At 48.9% G+C, this 20,150-nt stretch carries 19 protein-coding genes and 1 riboswitch; of the genes, 6 read left to right on the forward strand and 13 right to left on the reverse strand.

The features are described 5' to 3' along the window. Positions 1–28: 28 nt before the first annotated feature. A complete protein-coding gene (locus Q9O24_10670; GenBank protein ID MDQ7075589.1) occupies positions 29–499 on the reverse strand; it encodes a hypothetical protein in 471 nt (156 codons plus the stop codon). Positions 500–755: 256 nt separating this feature from the next. On the opposite strand from Q9O24_10670, the gene Q9O24_10675 reads away from it, so the two are divergent. From Q9O24_10675 to Q9O24_10685, 3 genes are all read left to right on the forward strand, one after another. Continuing rightward, positions 756–3,359 (forward strand): efflux RND transporter permease subunit, encoded by a 2,604-nt coding sequence (locus Q9O24_10675; GenBank protein ID MDQ7075590.1) that lies wholly within the window; start codon positions 756–758, stop codon positions 3,357–3,359. Continuing rightward, complete coding sequence (locus Q9O24_10680) at positions 3,359–4,231, forward strand: outer membrane lipoprotein-sorting protein (GenBank protein MDQ7075591.1); 873 nt, start codon at positions 3,359–3,361, stop codon at positions 4,229–4,231. The genes Q9O24_10675 and Q9O24_10680 overlap by 1 nt, the downstream gene beginning before the upstream one ends. A gap of 188 nt (positions 4,232–4,419) precedes the next feature. Next, positions 4,420–5,733 (forward strand): hypothetical protein, encoded by a 1,314-nt coding sequence (locus Q9O24_10685; GenBank protein MDQ7075592.1) that lies wholly within the window; start codon positions 4,420–4,422, stop codon positions 5,731–5,733. A 327-nt stretch (positions 5,734–6,060) separates the two neighbouring features. On the opposite strand, the gene Q9O24_10690 is transcribed toward Q9O24_10685, so the two are convergent. From Q9O24_10690 to hrpB, 6 genes are all read right to left on the reverse strand, one after another. Then, positions 6,061–7,191 carry a hypothetical protein gene (locus tag Q9O24_10690; GenBank protein ID MDQ7075593.1) on the reverse strand — a complete coding sequence of 377 codons (1,131 nt, stop codon included), beginning with the start codon at positions 7,189–7,191 and terminating at the stop codon, positions 6,061–6,063. Positions 7,192–7,260: 69 nt separating this feature from the next. Further along, on the reverse strand, positions 7,261–7,851 hold the full coding sequence (gene cobO, locus Q9O24_10695) for a cob(I)yrinic acid a,c-diamide adenosyltransferase (protein ID MDQ7075594.1): 591 nt from the start codon (positions 7,849–7,851) through the stop codon (positions 7,261–7,263). Positions 7,852–7,908: 57 nt separating this feature from the next. Then, complete coding sequence (locus Q9O24_10700) at positions 7,909–9,534, reverse strand: ATP-binding protein (protein MDQ7075595.1); 1,626 nt, start codon at positions 9,532–9,534, stop codon at positions 7,909–7,911. 25 nt (positions 9,535–9,559) lie between these two features. Next, positions 9,560–10,291, reverse strand: a complete 732-nt coding sequence (locus Q9O24_10705) for a CbtA family protein (GenBank protein MDQ7075596.1) — start codon at positions 10,289–10,291, stop codon at positions 9,560–9,562. Positions 10,292–10,423: 132 nt separating this feature from the next. Further along, positions 10,424–10,603 (reverse strand): CbtB-domain containing protein, encoded by a 180-nt coding sequence (locus Q9O24_10710; protein MDQ7075597.1) that lies wholly within the window; start codon positions 10,601–10,603, stop codon positions 10,424–10,426. 32 nt (positions 10,604–10,635) lie between these two features. Next, positions 10,636–10,773: riboswitch (cobalamin riboswitch) on the reverse strand. Between the two features lie 67 nt (positions 10,774–10,840). Further along, positions 10,841–13,387: an ATP-dependent helicase HrpB gene (gene hrpB / locus Q9O24_10715; protein ID MDQ7075598.1), complete on the reverse strand. Its 2,547-nt coding sequence runs from the start codon at positions 13,385–13,387 to the stop codon at positions 10,841–10,843. A 20-nt stretch (positions 13,388–13,407) separates the two neighbouring features. On the opposite strand from hrpB, the gene Q9O24_10720 reads away from it, so the two are divergent. Then, positions 13,408–13,797, forward strand: coding sequence for a TlpA disulfide reductase family protein (locus tag Q9O24_10720; GenBank protein ID MDQ7075599.1), 390 nt, complete (start codon positions 13,408–13,410; stop codon positions 13,795–13,797). A gap of 375 nt (positions 13,798–14,172) precedes the next feature. Beyond that, entirely contained in the window at positions 14,173–14,373 is a 201-nt protein-coding gene (locus Q9O24_10725; protein ID MDQ7075600.1) for a hypothetical protein, read from the forward strand. Positions 14,374–14,569: 196 nt separating this feature from the next. Here Q9O24_10725 and Q9O24_10730 read toward each other — a convergent pair whose 3' ends face one another. From Q9O24_10730 to Q9O24_10745, 4 genes are all read right to left on the reverse strand, one after another. Next, on the reverse strand, positions 14,570–14,779 hold the full coding sequence (locus Q9O24_10730; protein MDQ7075601.1) for a BrnA antitoxin family protein: 210 nt from the start codon (positions 14,777–14,779) through the stop codon (positions 14,570–14,572). Positions 14,780–14,783: 4 nt separating this feature from the next. After that, positions 14,784–15,065, reverse strand: a complete 282-nt coding sequence (locus Q9O24_10735) for a BrnT family toxin (GenBank protein MDQ7075602.1) — start codon at positions 15,063–15,065, stop codon at positions 14,784–14,786. A 150-nt stretch (positions 15,066–15,215) separates the two neighbouring features. Further along, entirely contained in the window at positions 15,216–16,247 is a 1,032-nt protein-coding gene (locus Q9O24_10740) for a restriction endonuclease (protein ID MDQ7075603.1), read from the reverse strand. 7 nt (positions 16,248–16,254) lie between these two features. Then, a complete protein-coding gene (locus Q9O24_10745) occupies positions 16,255–17,532 on the reverse strand; it encodes a DNA cytosine methyltransferase (GenBank protein ID MDQ7075604.1) in 1,278 nt (425 codons plus the stop codon). Positions 17,533–17,640: 108 nt separating this feature from the next. Between Q9O24_10745 and Q9O24_10750 the strand changes: the two genes are divergently transcribed. Continuing rightward, entirely contained in the window at positions 17,641–17,862 is a 222-nt protein-coding gene (locus Q9O24_10750; protein MDQ7075605.1) for a hypothetical protein, read from the forward strand. Here Q9O24_10750 and Q9O24_10755 read toward each other — a convergent pair. Further along, positions 17,848–18,633, reverse strand: coding sequence for a hypothetical protein (locus Q9O24_10755; GenBank protein MDQ7075606.1), 786 nt, complete (start codon positions 18,631–18,633; stop codon positions 17,848–17,850). The two genes, Q9O24_10750 and Q9O24_10755, sit on opposite strands and share 15 nt — an antisense overlap. A gap of 1 nt (position 18,634) precedes the next feature. Next, on the reverse strand, positions 18,635–19,675 hold the full coding sequence (dcm, locus tag Q9O24_10760) for a DNA (cytosine-5-)-methyltransferase (protein ID MDQ7075607.1): 1,041 nt from the start codon (positions 19,673–19,675) through the stop codon (positions 18,635–18,637). Positions 19,676–20,150 lie beyond the last annotated feature (475 nt).

Genomic DNA, 20,150 nt, shown 5'->3' on the forward strand with positions numbered 1-20,150 from the left:
CATTTGCGCTACAGCCTCACTCACCTTGTCATAATAGGTCACCCCCCTCCAGACCGCTGACCGAGACCTGCTCAATGTCGCTGATCTGAAAATAGGTGTGCAGTGCTTCACTGATGACAAAGGCTCTGTCACTTAAATTACGGCTGCTCAGGTTGATCTCCAATTTTGTCCCAATGCGAAACTCCACCTGCAACAGCGTTGCATACGGCCACCATTTCGAGCCGCCATCACAGACCAGCTCCAGCAGCAGCGAAACCGAACCGTCAGCCAACAATTGACTGCCTTTGCACGCCCAATCGGCCACACGAGCAAAACCGTGCGCAGGGAAATCAGCCTCGCTGTCATGCGGACCAAACCACGGCCAACAGACCGGCACCCCACCGCGCATCGCTTTGCCCACAGTAGGTCGTGCCTCTTCTGACATCCAAATCACCGGCTCTGCGCCTTTGGGTGTCCAGCTCAATACCTGCCCCCCTTGCAGGCTGATTTCCGCCTGCACCAGCGCGTGTGTTGATCTGGGCGATCACAAGCTCCATCAACCTCTGCAAAAAGAGGGCATTGGGTACACCGTATTGCTCTGCTGCTTGCATATTCTGCATGGTAAAACCTCTGTTTTATCGGTTTAAAAACGAGCCCATCCGTAGGTTGGGGTAATAACCCCAACATCAAACACAGCCTTTTTGTTGGCAGATTAAACTCAGACCTTTTATGATGCCGAAACATCTTCGTCACATTGTTCACCATAGGTATGAGTTATGGCTTTGAATGCATTGCAATTTATCAACCGTCTGCTGATGAAAACCTCCGACGGCATGGCAAAAATCCCCGACTTCACCCGCCAGCACCGCAAAAAAGCGCTGCTCTCACTGCTGCTGTTGACGGTCTTTTTTGCCGCTGGAATTCCACGCATCAAGCTGGACATGAGCATGGAAGCCTTTTTCCGTGACGACGACCCGACCCTACACAACTTCAATATCTTTCACCATCTGTTTGGCAGCGATCAAGTCTTGATGCTGATGTTCCAACCGCAAGACGACGATGTGTTCAGCACCGACTCCCTGAATAAAGTCAAAGCACTGGAAGAAGATCTAAACCAGCAACGCCTCAAAGCCAACACACCGCTGAATCGCATCACCCGTGTGCGCAGCATCTACAGCGCCGATTTTTTAGAGGCCAATGACGATGCCCTGATCAGCCGCAAATTCATCGGCCCCGACGGCCTTCCTCTCACCGCTGCCGAAAGCGACGCTCTGCGCCAACTGGCAATGCAGCAACGCGACTTCCCTGGGCAACTCTTCTCCCGTGACAGCAAACTGGGCATTTTAATGATCCAGACCGATTACGGCGCACGCTTTAAAATCGCTGACAAACACACCGAAACGCTCGACTCCGCCGATAACGATGGCAGCGGTTTTGAAGACGATTTCTCCGCCCCCGACACGGCAAGCAACAGCGGCTTGGCTCTGACCGCCGCCGAACTGCCCGAATTTGAGCGGGTGGAGATGGAAGAATACAGCGTCTTTATGAGCGCCTTTAACGACGTACTGGCACGACACCACTGGCAACACCAGCTCAACAACCCCGATGCCGATGCGACCCAATATCTGGCCGTGGGCAACCCGTGGATTATGGATCTCTTTTTCAGCGTGGTGATGCAAGAGATGGCGTTGATCTCCCTGCTTTCCATTTTACTCATCATCATCGTGCTCTATTTCACCGTCGGCTCCTTGGCGGGTACCGTCTGGCCTACGATGCTGATCATCACCGGCATCATCTGGACCTTGGGCATCGTCGGCTGGTCTGGGGTAGCGGTGAATATGATGATCAACATCACCGTCTTTTTGATTCTCACCGTCGGCATCGCCGCCTCGATTCACATTCTGTCGGTCTTCAAACAGATGACCGAAGCGGGTTTAGAGGAGCAAGAGGCACTCACCGAAACCCTGCGTAAAACCGGCCTGCCCATCATGTTGGCGGCGCTAACGACGATGGCAGGGATGCTCTCCATGTCGGCAATTCCCATTGCGCCGATCAAAGCCTTTGCCCTGTTCGCCTCTGTGGGCGTGTTTGTCACCTTCTGGCTGACGGTGCTCTATCTGCCCACCTTGATGGGCATCTGGTCGCCGATCAAACGCAACGCCGACGGTAAGGTGACGCAGAAAAAACGCGACGCCTATCTGCAAGCCTTTTTACGCTGGACCGATCACTGCGGGCGCACCTACCCCAAAACCATCATTGCCACCTTTGTCATTGTCTCAGCGGTCTCCTTGATGGGGCTGCCCAAGGTCTACATCGACACCAACCTCATGACCCTGATCAAACCTGGGGTCGGCATGAGCGAAGCCATCACCGCCATTGATGGCAACTTTGGTGGCAGCTCCAACGCCGAAATTTTGATCGACAGTGGCCGTGCCGACGGCATCAAAGACCCACAACTGCTCAAAGCCATGCAGAGCCTGCAAGAAAAAATCATCGCCGGTGAACCGGAGCTGGTAACGCGGGTGGACTCCATCGTCAAATTGGCCAAGGAATCCTATAAAAACCTACTCGACGGCAAAGAGAGCAACTACCGCATTCCCGACTCACAAGAGGTGTTGGCGCAAACCCTGTTCAGTTTTGAATCCGCCGACCCCGCCACGCGCAAACTGTTTGTCGATGATGAATGGCAAGTGGCGCGCATGACCATTCAGGTCAAAACACGCGGCTCGCGGGATTACGAGCAGTTCAATAAAAACCTGCAAGGTTGGATCGACGACAGTTTTGCCGAGATCAAACAACAAAACCCCGACTTTAAAGCGGGCATCACCGGCAGCATTCCCTTAATGATGGAGATGATGAGCTACGTCTCCAAAGCGCAGATCAACTCCTACTTGCTGGTAATCGCGGTAATCGCCGTGCTGCTGCTGGTGATTTTTGGCTCCTTGCGCTTTGGGCTGATGGCGATGATTCCCAACCTGTTCCCTATTTTGGTGCTGCTCGGGGTGACGGGCTGGCTCGGCATTGCTTTGGACACCGACACCTTATTAGTCATGCCGCTGGCCATCGGCATCGCGGTGGATGATTCGATTCACTTTTTGACCCACTACCGCACCGAACTGCTGCGCGGCAAAAAATCAGAGGAGGCGATTCGCTCGGCGTTGACTCACGTCGGGCAAGCGATGATCTATACCTCGGTGGTGCTCTCTCTGGGTTTCTTGATCTTTGTCTTCTCCGTGCATCAAGGCTTGACCAACTTTGGCATTCTCTCCGCCATCGCCATGTTCTCCGCTCTGCTGGCCGATCTGTTCTTGCTACCTGCGATGATTCATCTGTTCAAACCCTTCGAAAATCAAAAACACCTCACCACGGAGGCGGCATAATGTTCAAACTCACCGTTAGCCTATTGGCACTCTCTCTCACCGCCCTGCCTCTGCACGCCGCGCCCAGCGCACGGCAAATCATGCAGCACAGTTTGGATCTGGACGACGGCAGCAGCCGTTACAGCCAAGCCCGTATGATGAGCTGTGCGTTTGTGATCAAAAAGGGCAAACGCAAATGCCGCAGCAAACCGCGCCTCAAACTGACCGAAAGTCTGGGCAAAGACGTAGGAGCAGAGGGCAAAGACAGCCTCTCTCTGAGCCTGATTCTGAAACCGAGCAGCGAAAAAGGCATGGCCTTTTTGCAAAAAGATTACGACGACACAGACAAAGATTCGGAGCAGTGGATGTATTTACCGGCGATGAAAAAACTGAAACGCATCGTCTCCGAAACCGACGACGGACCCAAAACCGGCACCCTGTTTGGCTCCGAGCTGGCCTACGAAGACATTGAAAAACACCACATCAACGACTCCAGTTACAAGCTGCTGGAAAAGAACCTCAGCTACGGAAAACGCACGGTCTGGAAGATCAAAGCCACCCCCACGGAAAAATTCGCTCCCAAAACCTCCTACGGTCACTCCGTCGTTTGGATCGACCAGCAGCATTATCTGCCCTTAAAAATAGAGCTGTACAATCGCCAAGGAAAATTGGCCAAAACCCTGTTGCAACAAAAAATACAACAAATCAACGGCATCTGGATCGCCAAACGGATGCAGATCATCAACCACAGCAATCAACGCATGAGTCTGATGGTAACGGACAAACTGGCACTCAATGTGGACGTGCCTGACGGCCTGCTGGAGTCTCGTGCGCTCAAAGACAGCAACTACCGCGAAACGCAGATGAAGGCTCTGCGGATGTTGGCGAAATAAAGGTGAAAAAGGCAACACGGTTTCCATTCACATCGTCATTGCTTCCATTCACGCCGTCATTCCCGAAAATTACGCTGTCATTCCCGAAAATTACGCCGTCATTCCCGAAAATTACGCCGTCATTCCCGCGAACGCGGGAATCCACACGCAGATGCAACATCAACAAATGGATTCCCGCCTGCGCGGGAATGACACAGCGTGTTAACCCCCTTTATCATTCTGTCTCGTTCACCTTTGCGCTTTGCTGGGCATTGCTGCCCAGCCTACTCGCCGCACCTTTTATTTTATCCGCTGCCGAAGAAGAATTTGACGATTTTGGTGGTTTTTCTGATGTCGGCGAAACAGAGTCAACGTCCTCCGAGCCGTGGCTGCGCGGCAGCCTTTCGCTGGATCTGGCACGTCAAATCGGCGCTCCCAACCGCTGGGTTCGCAACGGCGTGAGCACTCAGCTGATCCTCGACCGAGAGACTCCGATCGGCCATCTTTACGCGGAAGCCACCGGCCTCTACAACGCCGCCTACCGACTGGAAAAGGATCCACAAGCCATCATCGACCGTTACGAAGTAGATGGCCTGCTGCGGGAGTTCTATTGGCAAAAAGCCTTCGCTCAGTTCAGCCTCAGCGTGGGCAGAAAAATGCTGGTCTGGGGCAAAGCCGACCTGCTGCCGGTGGTGAATATGATCACCCCCCAAGATCGCAGCGCGGCGCTGTTTGCCAAACCCGAAGAGACCCGTTTAGGCCAAGATCTGATTCAACTCGACTGGTACGGCAACGGCCAACAGCTCAATGCGGTGCTGATTCCGCAGCCGCAATTCAATCTTCAAGTCAACAGCGGCCACCCCTATGCAACGCTCTTTTCAGACAGTACGGATCGCATCAAAGACAACGATGTGGAATACGGCCTGCGCTGGAACCAGCAACTGCCACGCGCTGAGCTGGCTCTGATTGCGGGGCATTTTGCCAATCGAGATCCGTTATTTGATGGTTTTGAGCAAACTCACCGAGCCAGCGATGTTCTGGCGCTCAGTTACAACCGTGCCGCCGATCCCTTTCTGTTTAAAACCGAACTGGCCTATCTGCCTCGACATCCGACGCAAATTTTTAGCCCACAAGAAAAACCACAGATTGAGGAGAAAGAGAGTTATCGCGCCATGTTGGGGGTGGATTACGTCAGCCAAAACTACGGCAGTTGGATTACCGAACTCTACGCCGAATGGCCCTCTGTCAATTATCCTGGCAGCAGCGCAAAAACCAGCTTTGGTCTGTTGGCAATCAACTGGAGCGAGCGTTATTGGCGTGATGATCTGCTGCTCGGTGCCACCGTGATGTTTTTCAGTGACCTTGAAAATCGAGTGGTGCATTTGAGCAGCCGTTATCAATACGACGACCGTTGGAGTGTGAGTGGCCAATACAGCCGCATTGATGCCAACGGTGATTCGTTTTTACTTACGCCATTAGAGGGATTTGATCGGCTTGATTTCAGCTTGAGTTACACTTTTTAGTGGCTCTTAACGGATTCCTAGGTCTTAGGAAAACAAGAGTTCCAGCAGAGAGGGCAATAACCCTTTGCCTCGTTTTCGCGCATTATGCGTAAACTCAAAAAAACTCAGGTACAACGGTAACTGCTCTTGAGAAATCCCCCTGATTTGTCCATGTTACACCACGACCTAGGAATCCGTTAAGAGCCTTTAAAGTTATCTTCATGGCATTGTCCCGTCAGCTACAGAGTCTATTGCTCTCATTTTTGCCCGTTACTGCTTTTACTTCCGCCAATAGATCAGAAAATTTGCCGTAGTTGATCTTCATACCACCACCATTATTTTAACCCACTAATCAATTAACTCAGCACTGCTCAATTTTCGTAACAGAGCAGATCGGCCAGGATAACAACGTTTAATTTCAACAACCTGTTCCTTAAAAGATTGCCAGTCATCTTGATGATGAGCTAAATCACACAGCCCTTTTAAAATCGCCACGGCTTTATCGTATGATTTTGATTTTTTCTCTTCGATTAAATCATAAACCTCCTGCCATGCCTCATCCTGTCTCGTTGCCAACACCGCCAATCGCTGTTGGCGAGCAATCTCCAATTGACGTTGATGCTCTGCCTGTTGATCCTGTTTGTGTTCATCCTTCCGCTCAAGCAATTCTGCTATCGAGCGGTTTGTTGATACATCTTTAGCGCCGTCAATCTGCCCCTTTTTTGCCATTTTTTCCAGCTTTCTGTTCAACAAAGCAGATAAATTTTCTTCACCATGAGCAAGACGCAGAAGAAATTTACGCTGCTCCTTAGCAGGCAATTTATCAAGCCAAAGAGCCACATTAATTTTTTTCTCCTGCCGTGGCTTGCTTAATTCTGCGGCAACAGCAACTAAGGCTTTATCAACGCCTAAAAACTTACACCACGCCACCTGCGCTGTGGAAAGCCTTTGTAACCCCGCAGGCAACGGTGGCTCCAAGAGATCAGCATCCACCTCACCATCATCCCAAATATGTGCAGCGGCGAGCAACCAAGCCAAATACAAAGCACGAAAATCACCTTGCATTAACTCTGCTCTTAAATCCACCAAATCATCCAACCAACTCTCAGCATGCAACCAATCATCACTGCCATCATCTTGGAAATTAAAATCCAAAATAATGTGTTTTTTATCTTCCGAGAGAATACAATCAATCTCCTCCGAAACAGAGAACAGAGCCACCTTTTTTATATCAACCAGCGAAACCGGCAAGCGAATCATTAAACGAAGTGATCCCCAGTCTGCCATATAAAGCATGATGTCAAAACAACGCTCCATCAGCTGTACTTCATTGCCTCGAAAATCTCCGTAGTTATAAACAAAGGAGGCCTGATGAGAGGTGATTCGCGCTCGGCTGGAAAGTGTAGAAAGTTCCTTTTTTTCAACCTCACTCAAAGCACGGTCAATGGCACGAAACTCATAATATTGATACTCACTCATGGCCGCCTCTCCTTTACCCCTAAAATAATTAAACGCTTGTAATTAATAAAAAACACCCCGTTCTTCATCTCACCACTCAATTCCCGCCTGCGCTTTCACCCCAAGACGAAACGCATGGCCGTCGTCTTTGATTGTGCTGATGGTATCGCCAATGGCCAACAGCTCCTCCACCATCGTCCGTCCGGTGATGATCACCGTCTGGTTTTTGGGGCGATGTTGCAACGCCGCCACCACCGGCTCAATGGGCAAGTAACGGTACTTAAACATGTAACTCATCTCATCCAGAACCAACATGTCAATGTTTTCATCTTGCAGCAGTTGTTCTGTCACCGCCCACGCTTGCTGCGCCGCCTCAATGTCCTGCTGCTTATCTTGGGTTTCCCAAGTAAAGCCATGCCCCATCACATGCCACTGCACCCTTGGATGATCGTGAAACAGTTTATATTCACCGGTTTGCACTCGACCTTTAATAAACTGCACCACTGCCACCCGCTGACCGTGTCCCAGCGCCCGTGCCAAAGTACCAAAAGCGGAACTGCTTTTACCTTTGCCGTTGCCGCGCAGCAGAATCAACACCCCGCGCTCCTCCGTCGCCTTAGCAATGCGCTCGTCGATGACCGCTTTTTTGCGCGCCATGCGCTGTTGATGATCTTGACTCATAAAACCAACTCCAATTGAGAAAGGGGCAAGTAATCCGCCTGCAACAGGGTCGCTACCTCACGACAGCGCCCACGTTTGACCGTCGCCACTTCGCTGTCGATCACCAATGTGCGCCCAGGCAAGCGCACCGGCGACAAACTCTGCCGACTGCGACCGTCGCTGATCAGATAATTCACCAACTGCAACTCCGGTTCCATCTGCAACCAGCGTTGAGTGCGCTCCTGTAGGTAGCTCAAAGCCTCGCGCAGCGGCGTACCTCCGGCAGCGGTCAAGCCATCCAGAAACAGCAATGGATTTTTGGGTGCGCGCTGGCGCGGTAGCAGCTCCTGTGACCTCTTGATTACCAAAACCAATCACCAACAACTGCTGACGCGCCAAATAGGCCTGCCGAGCAATGCCCGCCACCACCCCTTTGGCTTGAGCAAACGCCGACTCGCCCAACGTAGAGGCGGAACGATCCAGCAGCACCACATGCAGCCGTTGTGGACGTTGACGCGCCCTCTGAAAAGCCAAACTCTGCCACGGCCAGATGCCACGATTGGCAACAACGGTGGCAAACCAATTTGGTTTGCTGTGCGTTTTCTGACTGCGTTTGCCTTGCGGCGCAGGGTTTGCGGATCTGGGCAACTCGGGCAGATCCACGCGACGCACAGCGGCGCTGGGCTGTGACTGTTCTCGTGCCATGCCGCCCCAATCTCCCGCCGCTTCGGTCTGTTTATCCGTCTGGTTTTGCTCCGGCGGACGGCTAAAGGGAGGCGGTTCAGACGGCGCTGAAGGAGGTTCAGGTGGCGTTTTACGTCGATGCAGCAGCACCAACTCTTGCACCGCCTCCAGATCCGCCAAAGTCACCTCCACACGCCCCTGCCAAGCGGCGTGGCTTTTAGCCGCTCGACACCAAACAATATCGGCACGCAACCCCTCCACCTGCGCCGCTGTGCAACGTTCGGCAATGATTTCACGATGCCCTTCATCGCACTGCACCGACGGCAAACGCCGCCGAGCGGCCAGAAGTTCATCGGCCAAGGCCTGTTGTTGAGCCTGATAACGATGACAAAAAGCGGCTGGATCATCATCAAACTGTTCACGCTGGCGCACAATCTCGATCCGTTCCGCACGACTGTGCTGACCACTCAGCGCCACTGCCAGACCAAACCGATCCTGAAATTGGCTGCGCAGCTCCCCCTCATCGGGGTTCATCGTCCCCACCAGCAAAAACCGCGCGTCGTGTTGATGGCTGATGCCGTCCCGCTCAATGCGATTGATGCCGCTGGCGCTCACGTCCAGCAGTTGATCCACCAAATGATCCGCAAGCAGATTGACCTCATCCACATAGAGCACCCCCCGATGGGCGTGCTGCAACAGACCGGGCTGAAATTCAACCTGCTGCTGATCCAGTACCCGTTGCAGATTCAAGCTGCCGATCAACGCCTCTTCGCTGCACCCCAGAGGCAGATTGATAAACGCACCCTCGGGCAACAGCTCCGCCAAACTGCGCGCCAAGGTGGATTTAGCCGAACCCCGCGGACCGCTGATGCAAAGCCCGCCCAGACGCGGGTCGATGGCCAGCAGCAGCAAGGCGGTTTTCACCGTCTGCTGCCCCACCACCGCTGAAAAAGGAAAGTAACTCACAAAACAAACCGCCGACCACGTTTGCTCGTCATTCCCGTGAATACGGGAATCCATTGCTTACACGACAACAAGCTAAAACTCACTGCGAAGCTTCAGTAGAAAACATTAAACCACGGCGCAAGCCCCACGCAGCGAGCAACCCCATCGCCAACCAGAAGAGCAGATTGGCCACGCCCGCCGAAAGCACAAACTGATGATGCAGCTCAACCAAGGAAGCCACGGCGGCGGGATCGGGGTGAATAAATTCGGGGCCGTTAAGCTGCGGCGCACCAATCAAATGCGGCAACAGCAGCAGCAAAACACCCAAGACTTTAAAAGGCAGCTGAGCAAAAAAGAGCAGATAAAAACCCGCTCCACTGACCAGCACCGTCAGCAACCACCACGTTTGACGCGATTCCAAGGCCGCCGCTTGGGTACCTGGAATCTCCGGCAACAGCCCCAGACTGGGCGCAACGAAGAAGGTCAAAAAACCCACCAAACCCCAGAGCAGACCGGTGCCCAAACTGAACGGCGCACTGTTTTTAAGCTGCATGTAGGCCATCAGAGCCAGCAACATGGCAGCAAAACCAATCGCCGCCAATACATTGGAGAGCAGACTGTACAGCGTCCGCTCCACACCTTCTGCCGGTGCCCACGCTTCATCGCCATGAGAATGCGCACCGTGGTTATGGCCATGACCGGCCTCGGCCTGTTCAAATTGCTCAGCAGCAATGATAATCGGGGTCACTTGCCACTGCTGCACAGCGGTTAAAAAGGAACCGCTCAACAGACCCACAAACAGCGATAACAGAATCAATCGACGAAACAGCATCGTCCTCTCCTCACATTAGAAAGACGTTTTAAGAGCAAATCTCCAAGACCCAAGCCAAACGTTGCCCTAAAACAACCAACGCTTTTCTCCCCTCTTTAATCAAAGAGGGGTTGGGGAAGATTTATCTTTTAATCAGTGACAGGGAAAGGTAACGCTGTGACGGGTGTCATGAGCGGCGTTATGCACCGCTTCGGTGGGTAAAAACCCCACCAGCAGCATCATAACAGCGCCAAACAGAAAGCTGCCCAACAGGGCGACTTTGGCTTGATCCAGCTCAAGAGGAGCAGCATTAGAGAGAGTGTTGTTTGACATAATAACCTCGGGACACCAGCCGTGCCGTAAATGAATGAAGTCTGAGCAGAGGCCGGTCTCCGGACTTGGGTGAAGACCCTTTACCGTTGCGGTGGCAGTGTTAGAGTCGCACTAAGCTTCCCGATTATCCCAACGCCACTGCGTCAGGCACCTCTTACCAGCAGAGTATGATACCGAAATTTGCTTGAGGTGGCATAATAAATGTGGAGCAGGTTAGGAGAGGCATCATTTTACCTCTTATTTGCTGGAGAGATTCACTCTGCCTCTATAAACACCCCGAATCGCCACCGCCTGCAAAGGGTCATCAGGCCAATAATGTTTCGGGTAACGTCCCTTCAACTCTTTTTTCACCTCATGATAGGTCGTCGCCCAAAATCCCGCCAGATCTTGGGTCAACTGCACCGCTCTGGATGCCGGTGACAGTAACTCAATTTTTAATGCAACTTGGCCATTGGCAATTGTTGGTGTCTCCAACAGACCAAACAGCTCCTGAATCCGCGCCGATAACATGGGCGGTTGCTGGCGGTAATCAATTTTAATCTGTGAGCCGCTCGGCACTTGAAAGGTCGCTGGAGCCATTTTTTGCACTGCGTGCTGTTGCGGCCAATCCAGTTGTGCTAACAAAATCTCCTCCAGATTCAAACTCTTCAACTGCTCCAAACGGCTCATGCCTGCTAAATAAGGAGCCAACCAGCGTTCCAGCGTTTCCAACAAAGCCACATCCGAACAATCTAACCACTTTTTTTGATCCAACTGAAACAGAAAGTTCAGCCGCCCTTGCAGCAACCTCGCCCCCTTTTGCCACGGCAGACACGCCAGCCCCAAGGAGCGAATGCCCGCCAACAACCCCTGAAGCAGCAACGCCTCTGGCACCGGCTGCAACGGCTTTTGCGCCAATACCAGCGCCCCCAAACGGCGCACCGTCATCGCCTCCACCCGCCGTTGCGTGGCCGACCAACGCACCGACGGCTCCGTGACGATCTGCTCAGAAAAATGCGTTTCCAATTCCAGCAAAACCAAAGGCGCGGCAATCTGAACGTACGGCTCTTTGGCCGCCGCCGAAAGCTGGGCTACGGCCAAATAAGGCTGAGCCAACAAGCTCGCGCTGGGGTGCAGCACCGCCCCACCGCCGCCTCGCAAGCGATACGAACCGTCACGCTGACCGCGCAATTGAGCAATGCGATCGGGATAGGCCACAGCCAATAAAAGCCCCAATTGATCCACGGGCTGGAATTGCAGCTCAACCCGCAACGCCATTGTCCAACGACGCGCTGCCTCCAACACCGCTTTCAACGCCACTCGATTCGCCCCCGATTTCAGGGGGCGACGCTGCGAATAAGCCTGCAACAGCGCCAAACGCGGCGCTAATTCCACCTCGCCCCGCTGAGTAAACACATCCCGCTCCGACAACAACGCCGCCACCGCACAGGCCAGCCCCGCCAACCCCAGCGGCTGCGCGACGATCATCATTTGCGCCAAACGCGGGTGTGCGGCCATGCGCATCATTTCACGGCCATGATCCGTTATTCTTCCCTTTTGCAACGCGCCCAACTCCGCCAACAACTGCTCTGCTTGCGCCAAAGCACCGTTGGGCGGGGCATCCAACCAACTCAACTCATCGGCAGAGCTGCCCCACTGCGCCAACTCCAAAGCCAAGGGAGCCAAATCCGCCTGCAACATCTCGGCGCTCTCCTGCTGCGGCAAGCGGCCTTGCAACTCCTGCGGCCAAAGGCGATAACAACAGCCCGCTTCCAACCGCCCCGCTCGACCACGGCGCTGCTCTGCTGCTGCTTGTGACACCCGCACGGTCTGCAAACGGCTCATGCCACTGCGCGGCTCAAAGGCAGGCACCCGTTTGTAACCGCAATCCAGCACCACCCGCACCCCTTCGATGGTCAAACTGGTCTCCGCCAAGGTGGTGGCCAAGACGATTTTGCGCTCGCCCTCCGTTGCGACCTGAATGGCACGATCCTGCTCCGCTGTGCTCAGGTTGGAATAAAGCGGCAACACCACCACACTGGCATCCTCAATCTGCGCCAGCAACCGCAGTTGCAGGGTGCGAATCTCTGCCACTCCCGGCAGAAACACCAGCAGACTGCCCGTCTCCGTAGCCAAAATCTGCATCACCACGTTGGCCACAAAGCTCGCTTCATAAGCCAGTACTTTGGCAGGCGGTGGCATATAATGCAGCTCGACGGGATAACAGCGCCCTTCGGAGGCGAGCGCCACACAATCGGGCAGCAGATTGGCCAAGGCCATGCCTTGCAAAGTAGCGGACATCACCAACAGACGCAGATCCTCCCGCAACACCCCTTGCGACTCCAAGCAGAGCGCCAACCCCAAATCGGCGTGCAGACTGCGTTCGTGAAACTCATCGAAGATCACCAGACCCACCCCTTGCAGCTCAGGGTCGTTCTGTAACATGCGGGTCAAAATGCCCTCGGTGATCACCTCGATGCGCGTTTTCGAGCCAATGCGACGCTCACCACGCATTCGATACCCGACCCGCTCACCGAGCGACTCACCCAGCAACATCGCCATCCGCCGTGCCGCAGCGCGCGCAGCCAAGCGACGCGGCTCCAGCAGCAGAATTGTCTGCCCCGCCAACCACGGCGCATCCAGCAGCGCCAACGGTACCAAGGTGGTTTTGCCTGCTCCCGGCGGCGCTTGTAAAATGGCGTTGCTGTGCTCTGCCAAAGCGCGTCGCAGTTGCGGTAGAATGGCTTCGACTGGCAAATGGCTTGATGTTTTGATCTTCAATCCCCTTATTAAATCCAAACCCATTTTTTACTCAAGAGTCCTTAATGTCCAATAACAACAGCATGGTCCAAATCGGCTTGATCTTTTTCGTCATGGTGGTGATCTCCATGGGAATAAAAACCTTTCAAGACCCCCCCCCCTTAAGCCATGCACTCGACAGCCTCAACGACATGCCCACCCCAGAACTAAAACTGGAACACAGCAACGGTGAATTACTCGATCTCAACAAGCTGAAAGGCAAAGTGGTGATGGTTAATTTTTGGGCCAGTTGGTGCCCGCCCTGCAAACGTGAAATGGCTTCATTAGAGCGACTCTACCAAAACAGTGGCCAAGCGTTTGAATTGCTGGCGGTGAACGTCGGTGAAGATCGCGCCACCGTGCTGCCTTTTTTTACAAGGTTTAAACCCCTCACCCCATTTTTCCATTCTGTTTGATTATCAAAAAGAAGCCTCCAACGCTTGGCAGATCCGTAACCTGCCCACCACCTTTATTCTCGATGCAAACGGCAAGATACGTTACAAAGCGGTGGGCGAACGTCAATTTGATCACCCTTATATTCAAGACATCATTACTGAATTAAGTGATCCTGACTGCTGTAACACCCTGACCGAAAAAAACTATTCTGATCTGCCTCGATGATGGGGAAAACCTCCACTAAGAAAAATAAGATTGACACAATAGAACACCATCACTTATATTTTATTCGGCTAGTTGAAACTTTTTAGAAAAAAAGTAGACCAATACAAACACATACGAATTAATAACGTATTTTTAATCCGTGTTAAAAATAACAGAGAGTAAGATTTAATATGAATAAATACCTTATTGGTCGCAGTATGCAGATTTTTTTCTTGCTGATGTCAGTGATCATCTGGCTGGGAATTTGGTTAACAGGCTTTGATGTGGTTCACTGGGTACTCTATCTACCAGCGGTCTTTTTTGTCTTTGCTGGTGTCACCCGTATTTGCCCTGGCATGATCATTCTTAATAAGCTAACAGGCAACAACTAAAATCATCGCTCGCCCATCCAACGGGTGTGCGAGCAAACATAAGTACGATAAAGACTACATTTATATCTTTGCTGTTGGCGGACATTATGATCAGTTGTAATCTGCAACGGTGTGCAATTATGAGCGCAGCGAAACACAAAAATGCGCGCTGAAACAAATGTCCGTGTTTAACTTTTTGTTAGCTGCTTTTTCAACACTAATCCCACTTAGTTTGCAGCTCTCTATGCTCACTCGCACAATCTCTAAGGTACAGATTAATAAGGCTTTGATATGGAATCCCTTTATCTTTCGCCATTTCCTTAAAGTATGAAATTGTTCCTTCATCCAAACGAATTGTGATTTGTTTTTTTATGCGCTTGGCATAGGGGTTTGGAGCAGAATTTGAAAAATCGTATGATTCGCGCATAACCTTAGCCCTCGTAGTATTTAAGTTCACATTTATCTGCTTTACGAGCAGAAATGATACGAATAGTGTTTAATTTTCTTTCGCAATGACAAACAGTTAAGAGCTTGTTTTTATTACTTATTCCCATAAGAATAAAGCGCTCTTCATTTTCCGAATGATCGGGGTCTGGGATTAATCGACCTAATTCATCACTAAATACAGATTGAGCCTCTTCAAAGCTCACACCATGCTTATTTTGATTGGATGCATTTTTCACCTCATCCCATTCGAAATTTATACTATCCATAGCTAGATTATAACTACAATGTAATTATAATCAAGGTAGGTCTGTTTTTGTAGCTAACGCTTTGCTCAGCGGCAGTTTAAAGTGGCACGTTTTTGCGTATGCAAAAAAAAGTGACGCTTTAAATTGTCCGCTGGAGCTATTTGTTAGCACTTATGTACGATTAACTAAATAGCTATTTTCTGCGCTCGATATTTCTATAGCTTCTTCTGACCAGCTTAGATTAATAGATTGCAGCACTGGCATTTCAACTTCTTCTATATCTTGTATTGCAGGCTTAATATAATTTTCTATGAAAACTGATACGACCGCACCAGCTTCTTGCTCCATATGTTCCCAAGCGTCTTCACCTTGATAGAATTCACCTCCGCTTTCCAAATATTTATTTGATAATTCAGTTAATCTAGACGATGGAGTCGGATCTAAAACCAGTAGCACGGGTATAAATCCTGCGGCTTGGCTCTCTACAGGAAAAGAAAGTTCTTCGCCAAACCTACCTTGACCACTAGCAGCAATTGTAACTCGTAATTTAAGTTCATAGGTGCGGTTATTTGTTGGTACCAAGCAATCAATCTGCCGCCCTTTATTTGTAGGCTGCCCATTAGAATCAAGTCTTTTAACTGGGGAGTTTCTTGAGCCTACAGGCTCACCACCCAAACAACTCGCTAAAAGAGGCTCAAATAGATAACCTGTTTCTTGTGCTGAACGATTATCAATATCGTAAATCCACTTACGCCACACCATCCAGTTAGCTAAGAGAGTTGTATCACACCCTCCATACTCTAATAGAACTCTAGGGCCAATCTGATCCATATTTGGCATAGGTTGAGTGGACAAGATTCTTTTGTACTTAACTCTACGACGATGCAATGCTGATAAGTTTTCTATAAATAACCCAAAATCATTATCTTTGCCAAAACACGTTGATAAAGCATTAACAATAACGTCAGATGATATATCTAAATTTTCTTGGTTATCAAACCAACTTAATGGGATTTGATAATATGAGTTATTAGGAAGATCGGAGGCGACAATACCAAGCTCATCAAATGACCATCCCAAATCATTTATTGTTATGGAAATTAAAGATAAAAACTCACCATTAGAAATAACCACCTGAGCATCACCAGATCCGTGCATTTTACATTTTGAGTATAAATTTCTAATAAAAGCTGTATTTGTCATATTCTTATTAAAACAGGTTGCCCTGTTGCTCCTTATTTTTATTTAAAATCCCACTGAGCATCATATCTGTTCGTTTAAGCGCAGGACTCATAGCTCCTGCTTTTGTGAGTAGAAAGCCAAGCATTTTACCTGAACTTACAGCACCACCATTAAAACCATAATCACCTTTAATATGCTCGGCAAAAATACGCGCTAAGAGAGGTGGGATGGCATTCCCCACCTGCTGAATTTTTTGGGACGCATTACCACAAAAACTAAAGCTGTCAGGAAATGTTTGTATCCGAGCCGATTCACGGATAGTTAAAGGACGGTTTTCAAGGGGATGTATAAGTTCTCTTGTTGCTGCACCAGTTATTGTCAGGCAGGGTTCGTTTAAATGCAGTTTTTTTAGCCCTGAAGGTGCGCCACCACGCTTTTCTGTTGGCGTTCCATCAGCAACTCGTCTATTGGCTCTTTTTTTGAATGACTCATGCTGAAGCTCAACTGGTAAGTCTTTCATTGTTTGCCCTGGCTTTAAGGCGGAAATTCTTTTTAGTTGGATTCCTTCTATTTTCGGAGAGTAATGATCGGTTATTTCATTAGAATTCTCTCGAAGAAAAAAATCAAAGTTGTCAACTGGTGAGTCTTCTACTGGCTTCAATACTTTGGTTTTATCGTTTGTCGCAGGAGGTAAGCTACTAATCGCGTGATTAATGGTAACATCAGAATTTCTAAATATCTGACCGGACACTTTCAAGGTTGGTTCTGGCATTTTGAATTTATGCCCAATGCGATTACCAACAATCAATACACGCTTTCTTCTTTGAGGCACACCATATTCTTGAGAATATATTTTTTCAATTCTAATGTCGTACCCAAGGCTAATAAAGGCATTGGCAGCTTCAAAAATATATTTTCCTTTATTTGAAGTAAGTAAACCCTCAACATTCTCCATTATGAACCATTTAGGATTTAATGTTTTTAGTGCTTTGACATAACTTTTTAGAAGGTGATTTCTAGGATCATCCCAAAAACGTGTTCCAGCAGTTGAAAATCCTTGGCATGGTGGGCCACCAATTAATATGTCAAGTTCTCCAGACTGCAACCCAACATTGTCCATAATTTCATAGAAATTTAGGTTGTCTATATCTTCGTGGCTACATATGGCTTCTGGGAAGTTTTTCTTATACGTTTCAACTGCGGCTACATCTTTGTCATTTGCATACAAAATGGCATAGCCCGCTTGTTTAAATCCAAGAGAGCAACCACCCGCACCACAAAACAAACTAATTGCTGTTGGTTTCATTTACGGCTATTACATCCTAAAAATATCATTGATCCATTTTACCTTGAGTTAATGCAATATGCTGATATGTTTTGAGTGCTAACGGTTCTGCGGATAACCGGCACTCCGTTGAAAATTTATTTTCATAAGGTTCGTCCGGTTCAGGCGCTTGATGGACTGCGCGCAGCGACGGCCAGCAAGGGGATGGACATCCGCAGAAGCGATGCAGCAGGCGCGGAGCGCCTGCTGCATCGCCCGCATCACTTGACCGTAAAAAGGGGCGTTTTTTTTGCATCGCAAAAAAATGACGCTTTTTACGGTCAAGTGATGCGTTTGTTAGGGCTGAACTAAGTTATAAAGAATGCCTTCGATTTCAGCACGAATCTTTTTTTGATTTTTCTTGAAAAATTCTTCTAAATCAAAACCCACAATATCTTTAAAAAATGAATACGTGCATTCCTTATTGTTTCCATTCATTATCCCAGAAAGAATTAGTATTTGTGAGCCTGCATAACGACTTCTAATTGTTTCATTAAGTTGATTGCTCATCACCATAACTACGGGGAGATAATCTTCGTTATAAGCTCTTACGGCATTTCGCAAATCAGCATTTTGCCTTTTTGAATCTGCACTTTTATAACCTTGACGCACCTCGAAAACAGCCCCCTTTATTCCAGCTCGGTTGTTGTTCAAGGTGGACAAGCTTTCTTTGCACCAATTATTAATTATAGAAATTCGTGCCTTGTCTTTTAAATGGTTAGTATCAATCCTAGCATCTAAAGAAAGCTTTGCTTTTTTCTCCTGAGGATTCGTATATTCATAAGACCAGTTAGCCTGATCTTCATTAATATTTAATGAGCTTTTTATTATTTCTCGAACCAGTCTTTCACATCCAATACCTAGCTGGCGGTAAAAACTAGTCATACCACCTGCGGCTTTATGTGCAGAATACATATAGTCAGAATCTAGTCCTACCCATGAATAAAGTGGGTCACTACCATACAATGCTCTAAACTCAGAAAGTGAGACCCCATTTTTTTTCTTAGTCCCAAATACTGGTTTGTAGTCCGCGCACTTTTTTATTGGGTCTGTAAATATTTTTATTAAATCAGCATCTGTCATTTTATTCTTTTCCTGGACGAATTTTATTGGTGCGTAAAAAACCTTCAATTTGTGTCATTATATGGTGACCTACAATAGGTGGTACTGCATTACCAATTTCCATGAAATTTTTCCCTGCGGCATGTGGGAACACAAATTCATCGGGAAACGATTGAAGTCTTGCAGTTTCTCTTACGGTAAGTCTTCTATCTAATTCATAATGGAAGTGAACACGCCCTTTGGGGTTTGCCCTAACAGTATAACCCAGCTCACCACGCTTAGATGTTTGATCTCCTTGCCCAGCACCTGCGGTTGCCTTAGTTGAAACAAAGTATTGGCTTTGATTTGATACTGTTTCATCTGTGATTTTTTCTAAACTTTGAAGTGCTTCATCAATAGGTACAATTTTAAAAACATGAGTTGGTGTTGGCTGTATAGGAGGAGTCTTTATAGTTAGATCATTCCTAAATCCAACAAGAAAGATTCGGGTTCTGCTTTGAGGAAGGCCGAAATCAGGGCAATATACTTGCCACACTGAAAAATCATAACCACACTCCCTAAAATCTTTTAGAATTTTTTCAACAATTTCGCCATTATGTAGAGATAAAAGGAATGGCACATTTTCACCAATAACCACTTTTGGCTGATGATGCTTCATATACCCAACCATTACTTTGTATAGCTTTCCTCTTTTGCCTTCAAGACCTTTTTTTGGTCCACATGAGGAAAAATCTTGGCACGGAAACCCTCCTGTAAGAATATCAACATAAGGCATCAAAGATGGATCCATTTCTACTAAGTCACAACAAGATATATTTTCCGAAATGTTTAGTTTATATGTTTCACATGCTCGCTCATCAATTTCATAGGCTTGCTTTAATTCAAATGGTAATTTTGGATAGTAATTATCCAGAAAGGTAAACCCTCCTTCTGCTCCTAGATCAAAGCCGCCACACCCTGTAAACATACTAGCAACTGACCATTTTATTCTATAGTTTTTATCATCTTTTCTTCTAGCTAAAACATTAGGGTTTTTTTTAAAGCCGAATTCATATTCAGGCATTCTTCTAAGTGCTTTTCTTTTGGGAAGCCCGCTTTTTGGTCTCAATTTCTATTCTCTTAATTCTATTGAATGATAAGTTATATTTTACTACAGGATGTGGATTTTTACTGAGCTCTAACGGTTCTGCGGATAACCGGCGCTCCGTTGAAAATTTATTTTCATAAGGTTCGTCCGGTTCAGGCGCTTGATGGACTGCGCGCAGCGACGGCCAGCAAGAGGATGGACATCCGCAGAACCGATGCAGTAGGCGCGGAGCGCCTGCTGCATCGTTTGAGACAACCTGCCCGCCGTGCAGCTACCGATAAACTTTATAAACGGCTATTCTCTTGAATCTACAAGAAAAAACGCCGACGAGTTGCGGGTCAGGTTAATTGACTTGTTATCCTTTTTCTTCATAATTTTCTGACGTTTTTTTCTTAGGGCTTCTTCTGCTCAGATAAATTCCTCCACCAATTGCTAACCCAGCAAGAACTAT

The sequence above is a fragment of the Gammaproteobacteria bacterium genome (genome assembly GCA_030949385.1).
GTDB lineage: Bacteria > Pseudomonadota > Gammaproteobacteria > JAUZRS01 > JAUZRS01 > JAUZRS01.

What these genes read in the sequence shown, in the direction of transcription:
- Q9O24_10720 (MDQ7075599.1), top strand. Translation starts at nt 13,408, where the DNA reads ATGTCCAATAACAACAGCATGGTCCAAATCGGCTTGATCTTTTTCGTC.
- Q9O24_10740 (MDQ7075603.1), bottom strand. Translation starts at nt 16,247, where the DNA reads ATGACAAATACAGCTTTTATTAGAAATTTATACTCAAAATGTAAAATG.
- hrpB (MDQ7075598.1), bottom strand. Translation starts at nt 13,387, where the DNA reads ATGGGTTTGGATTTAATAAGGGGATTGAAGATCAAAACATCAAGCCAT.
- Q9O24_10685 (MDQ7075592.1), top strand. Translation starts at nt 4,420, where the DNA reads ATGACACAGCGTGTTAACCCCCTTTATCATTCTGTCTCGTTCACCTTT.
- Q9O24_10735 (MDQ7075602.1), bottom strand. Translation starts at nt 15,065, where the DNA reads ATGGATAGTATAAATTTCGAATGGGATGAGGTGAAAAATGCATCCAAT.
- cobO (MDQ7075594.1), bottom strand. Translation starts at nt 7,851, where the DNA reads ATGAGTCAAGATCATCAACAGCGCATGGCGCGCAAAAAAGCGGTCATC.
- dcm (MDQ7075607.1), bottom strand. Translation starts at nt 19,675, where the DNA reads ATGCCTGAATATGAATTCGGCTTTAAAAAAAACCCTAATGTTTTAGCT.
- Q9O24_10705 (MDQ7075596.1), bottom strand. Translation starts at nt 10,291, where the DNA reads ATGCTGTTTCGTCGATTGATTCTGTTATCGCTGTTTGTGGGTCTGTTG.
- Q9O24_10730 (MDQ7075601.1), bottom strand. Translation starts at nt 14,779, where the DNA reads ATGCGCGAATCATACGATTTTTCAAATTCTGCTCCAAACCCCTATGCC.
- Q9O24_10755 (MDQ7075606.1), bottom strand. Translation starts at nt 18,633, where the DNA reads ATGACAGATGCTGATTTAATAAAAATATTTACAGACCCAATAAAAAAG.
- Q9O24_10680 (MDQ7075591.1), top strand. Translation starts at nt 3,359, where the DNA reads ATGTTCAAACTCACCGTTAGCCTATTGGCACTCTCTCTCACCGCCCTG.
- Q9O24_10690 (MDQ7075593.1), bottom strand. Translation starts at nt 7,191, where the DNA reads ATGAGTGAGTATCAATATTATGAGTTTCGTGCCATTGACCGTGCTTTG.
- Q9O24_10710 (MDQ7075597.1), bottom strand. Translation starts at nt 10,603, where the DNA reads ATGTCAAACAACACTCTCTCTAATGCTGCTCCTCTTGAGCTGGATCAA.
- Q9O24_10745 (MDQ7075604.1), bottom strand. Translation starts at nt 17,532, where the DNA reads ATGAAACCAACAGCAATTAGTTTGTTTTGTGGTGCGGGTGGTTGCTCT.
- Q9O24_10725 (MDQ7075600.1), top strand. Translation starts at nt 14,173, where the DNA reads ATGAATAAATACCTTATTGGTCGCAGTATGCAGATTTTTTTCTTGCTG.
- Q9O24_10700 (MDQ7075595.1), bottom strand. Translation starts at nt 9,534, where the DNA reads ATGGATTCCCGTATTCACGGGAATGACGAGCAAACGTGGTCGGCGGTT.
- Q9O24_10675 (MDQ7075590.1), top strand. Translation starts at nt 756, where the DNA reads ATGGCTTTGAATGCATTGCAATTTATCAACCGTCTGCTGATGAAAACC.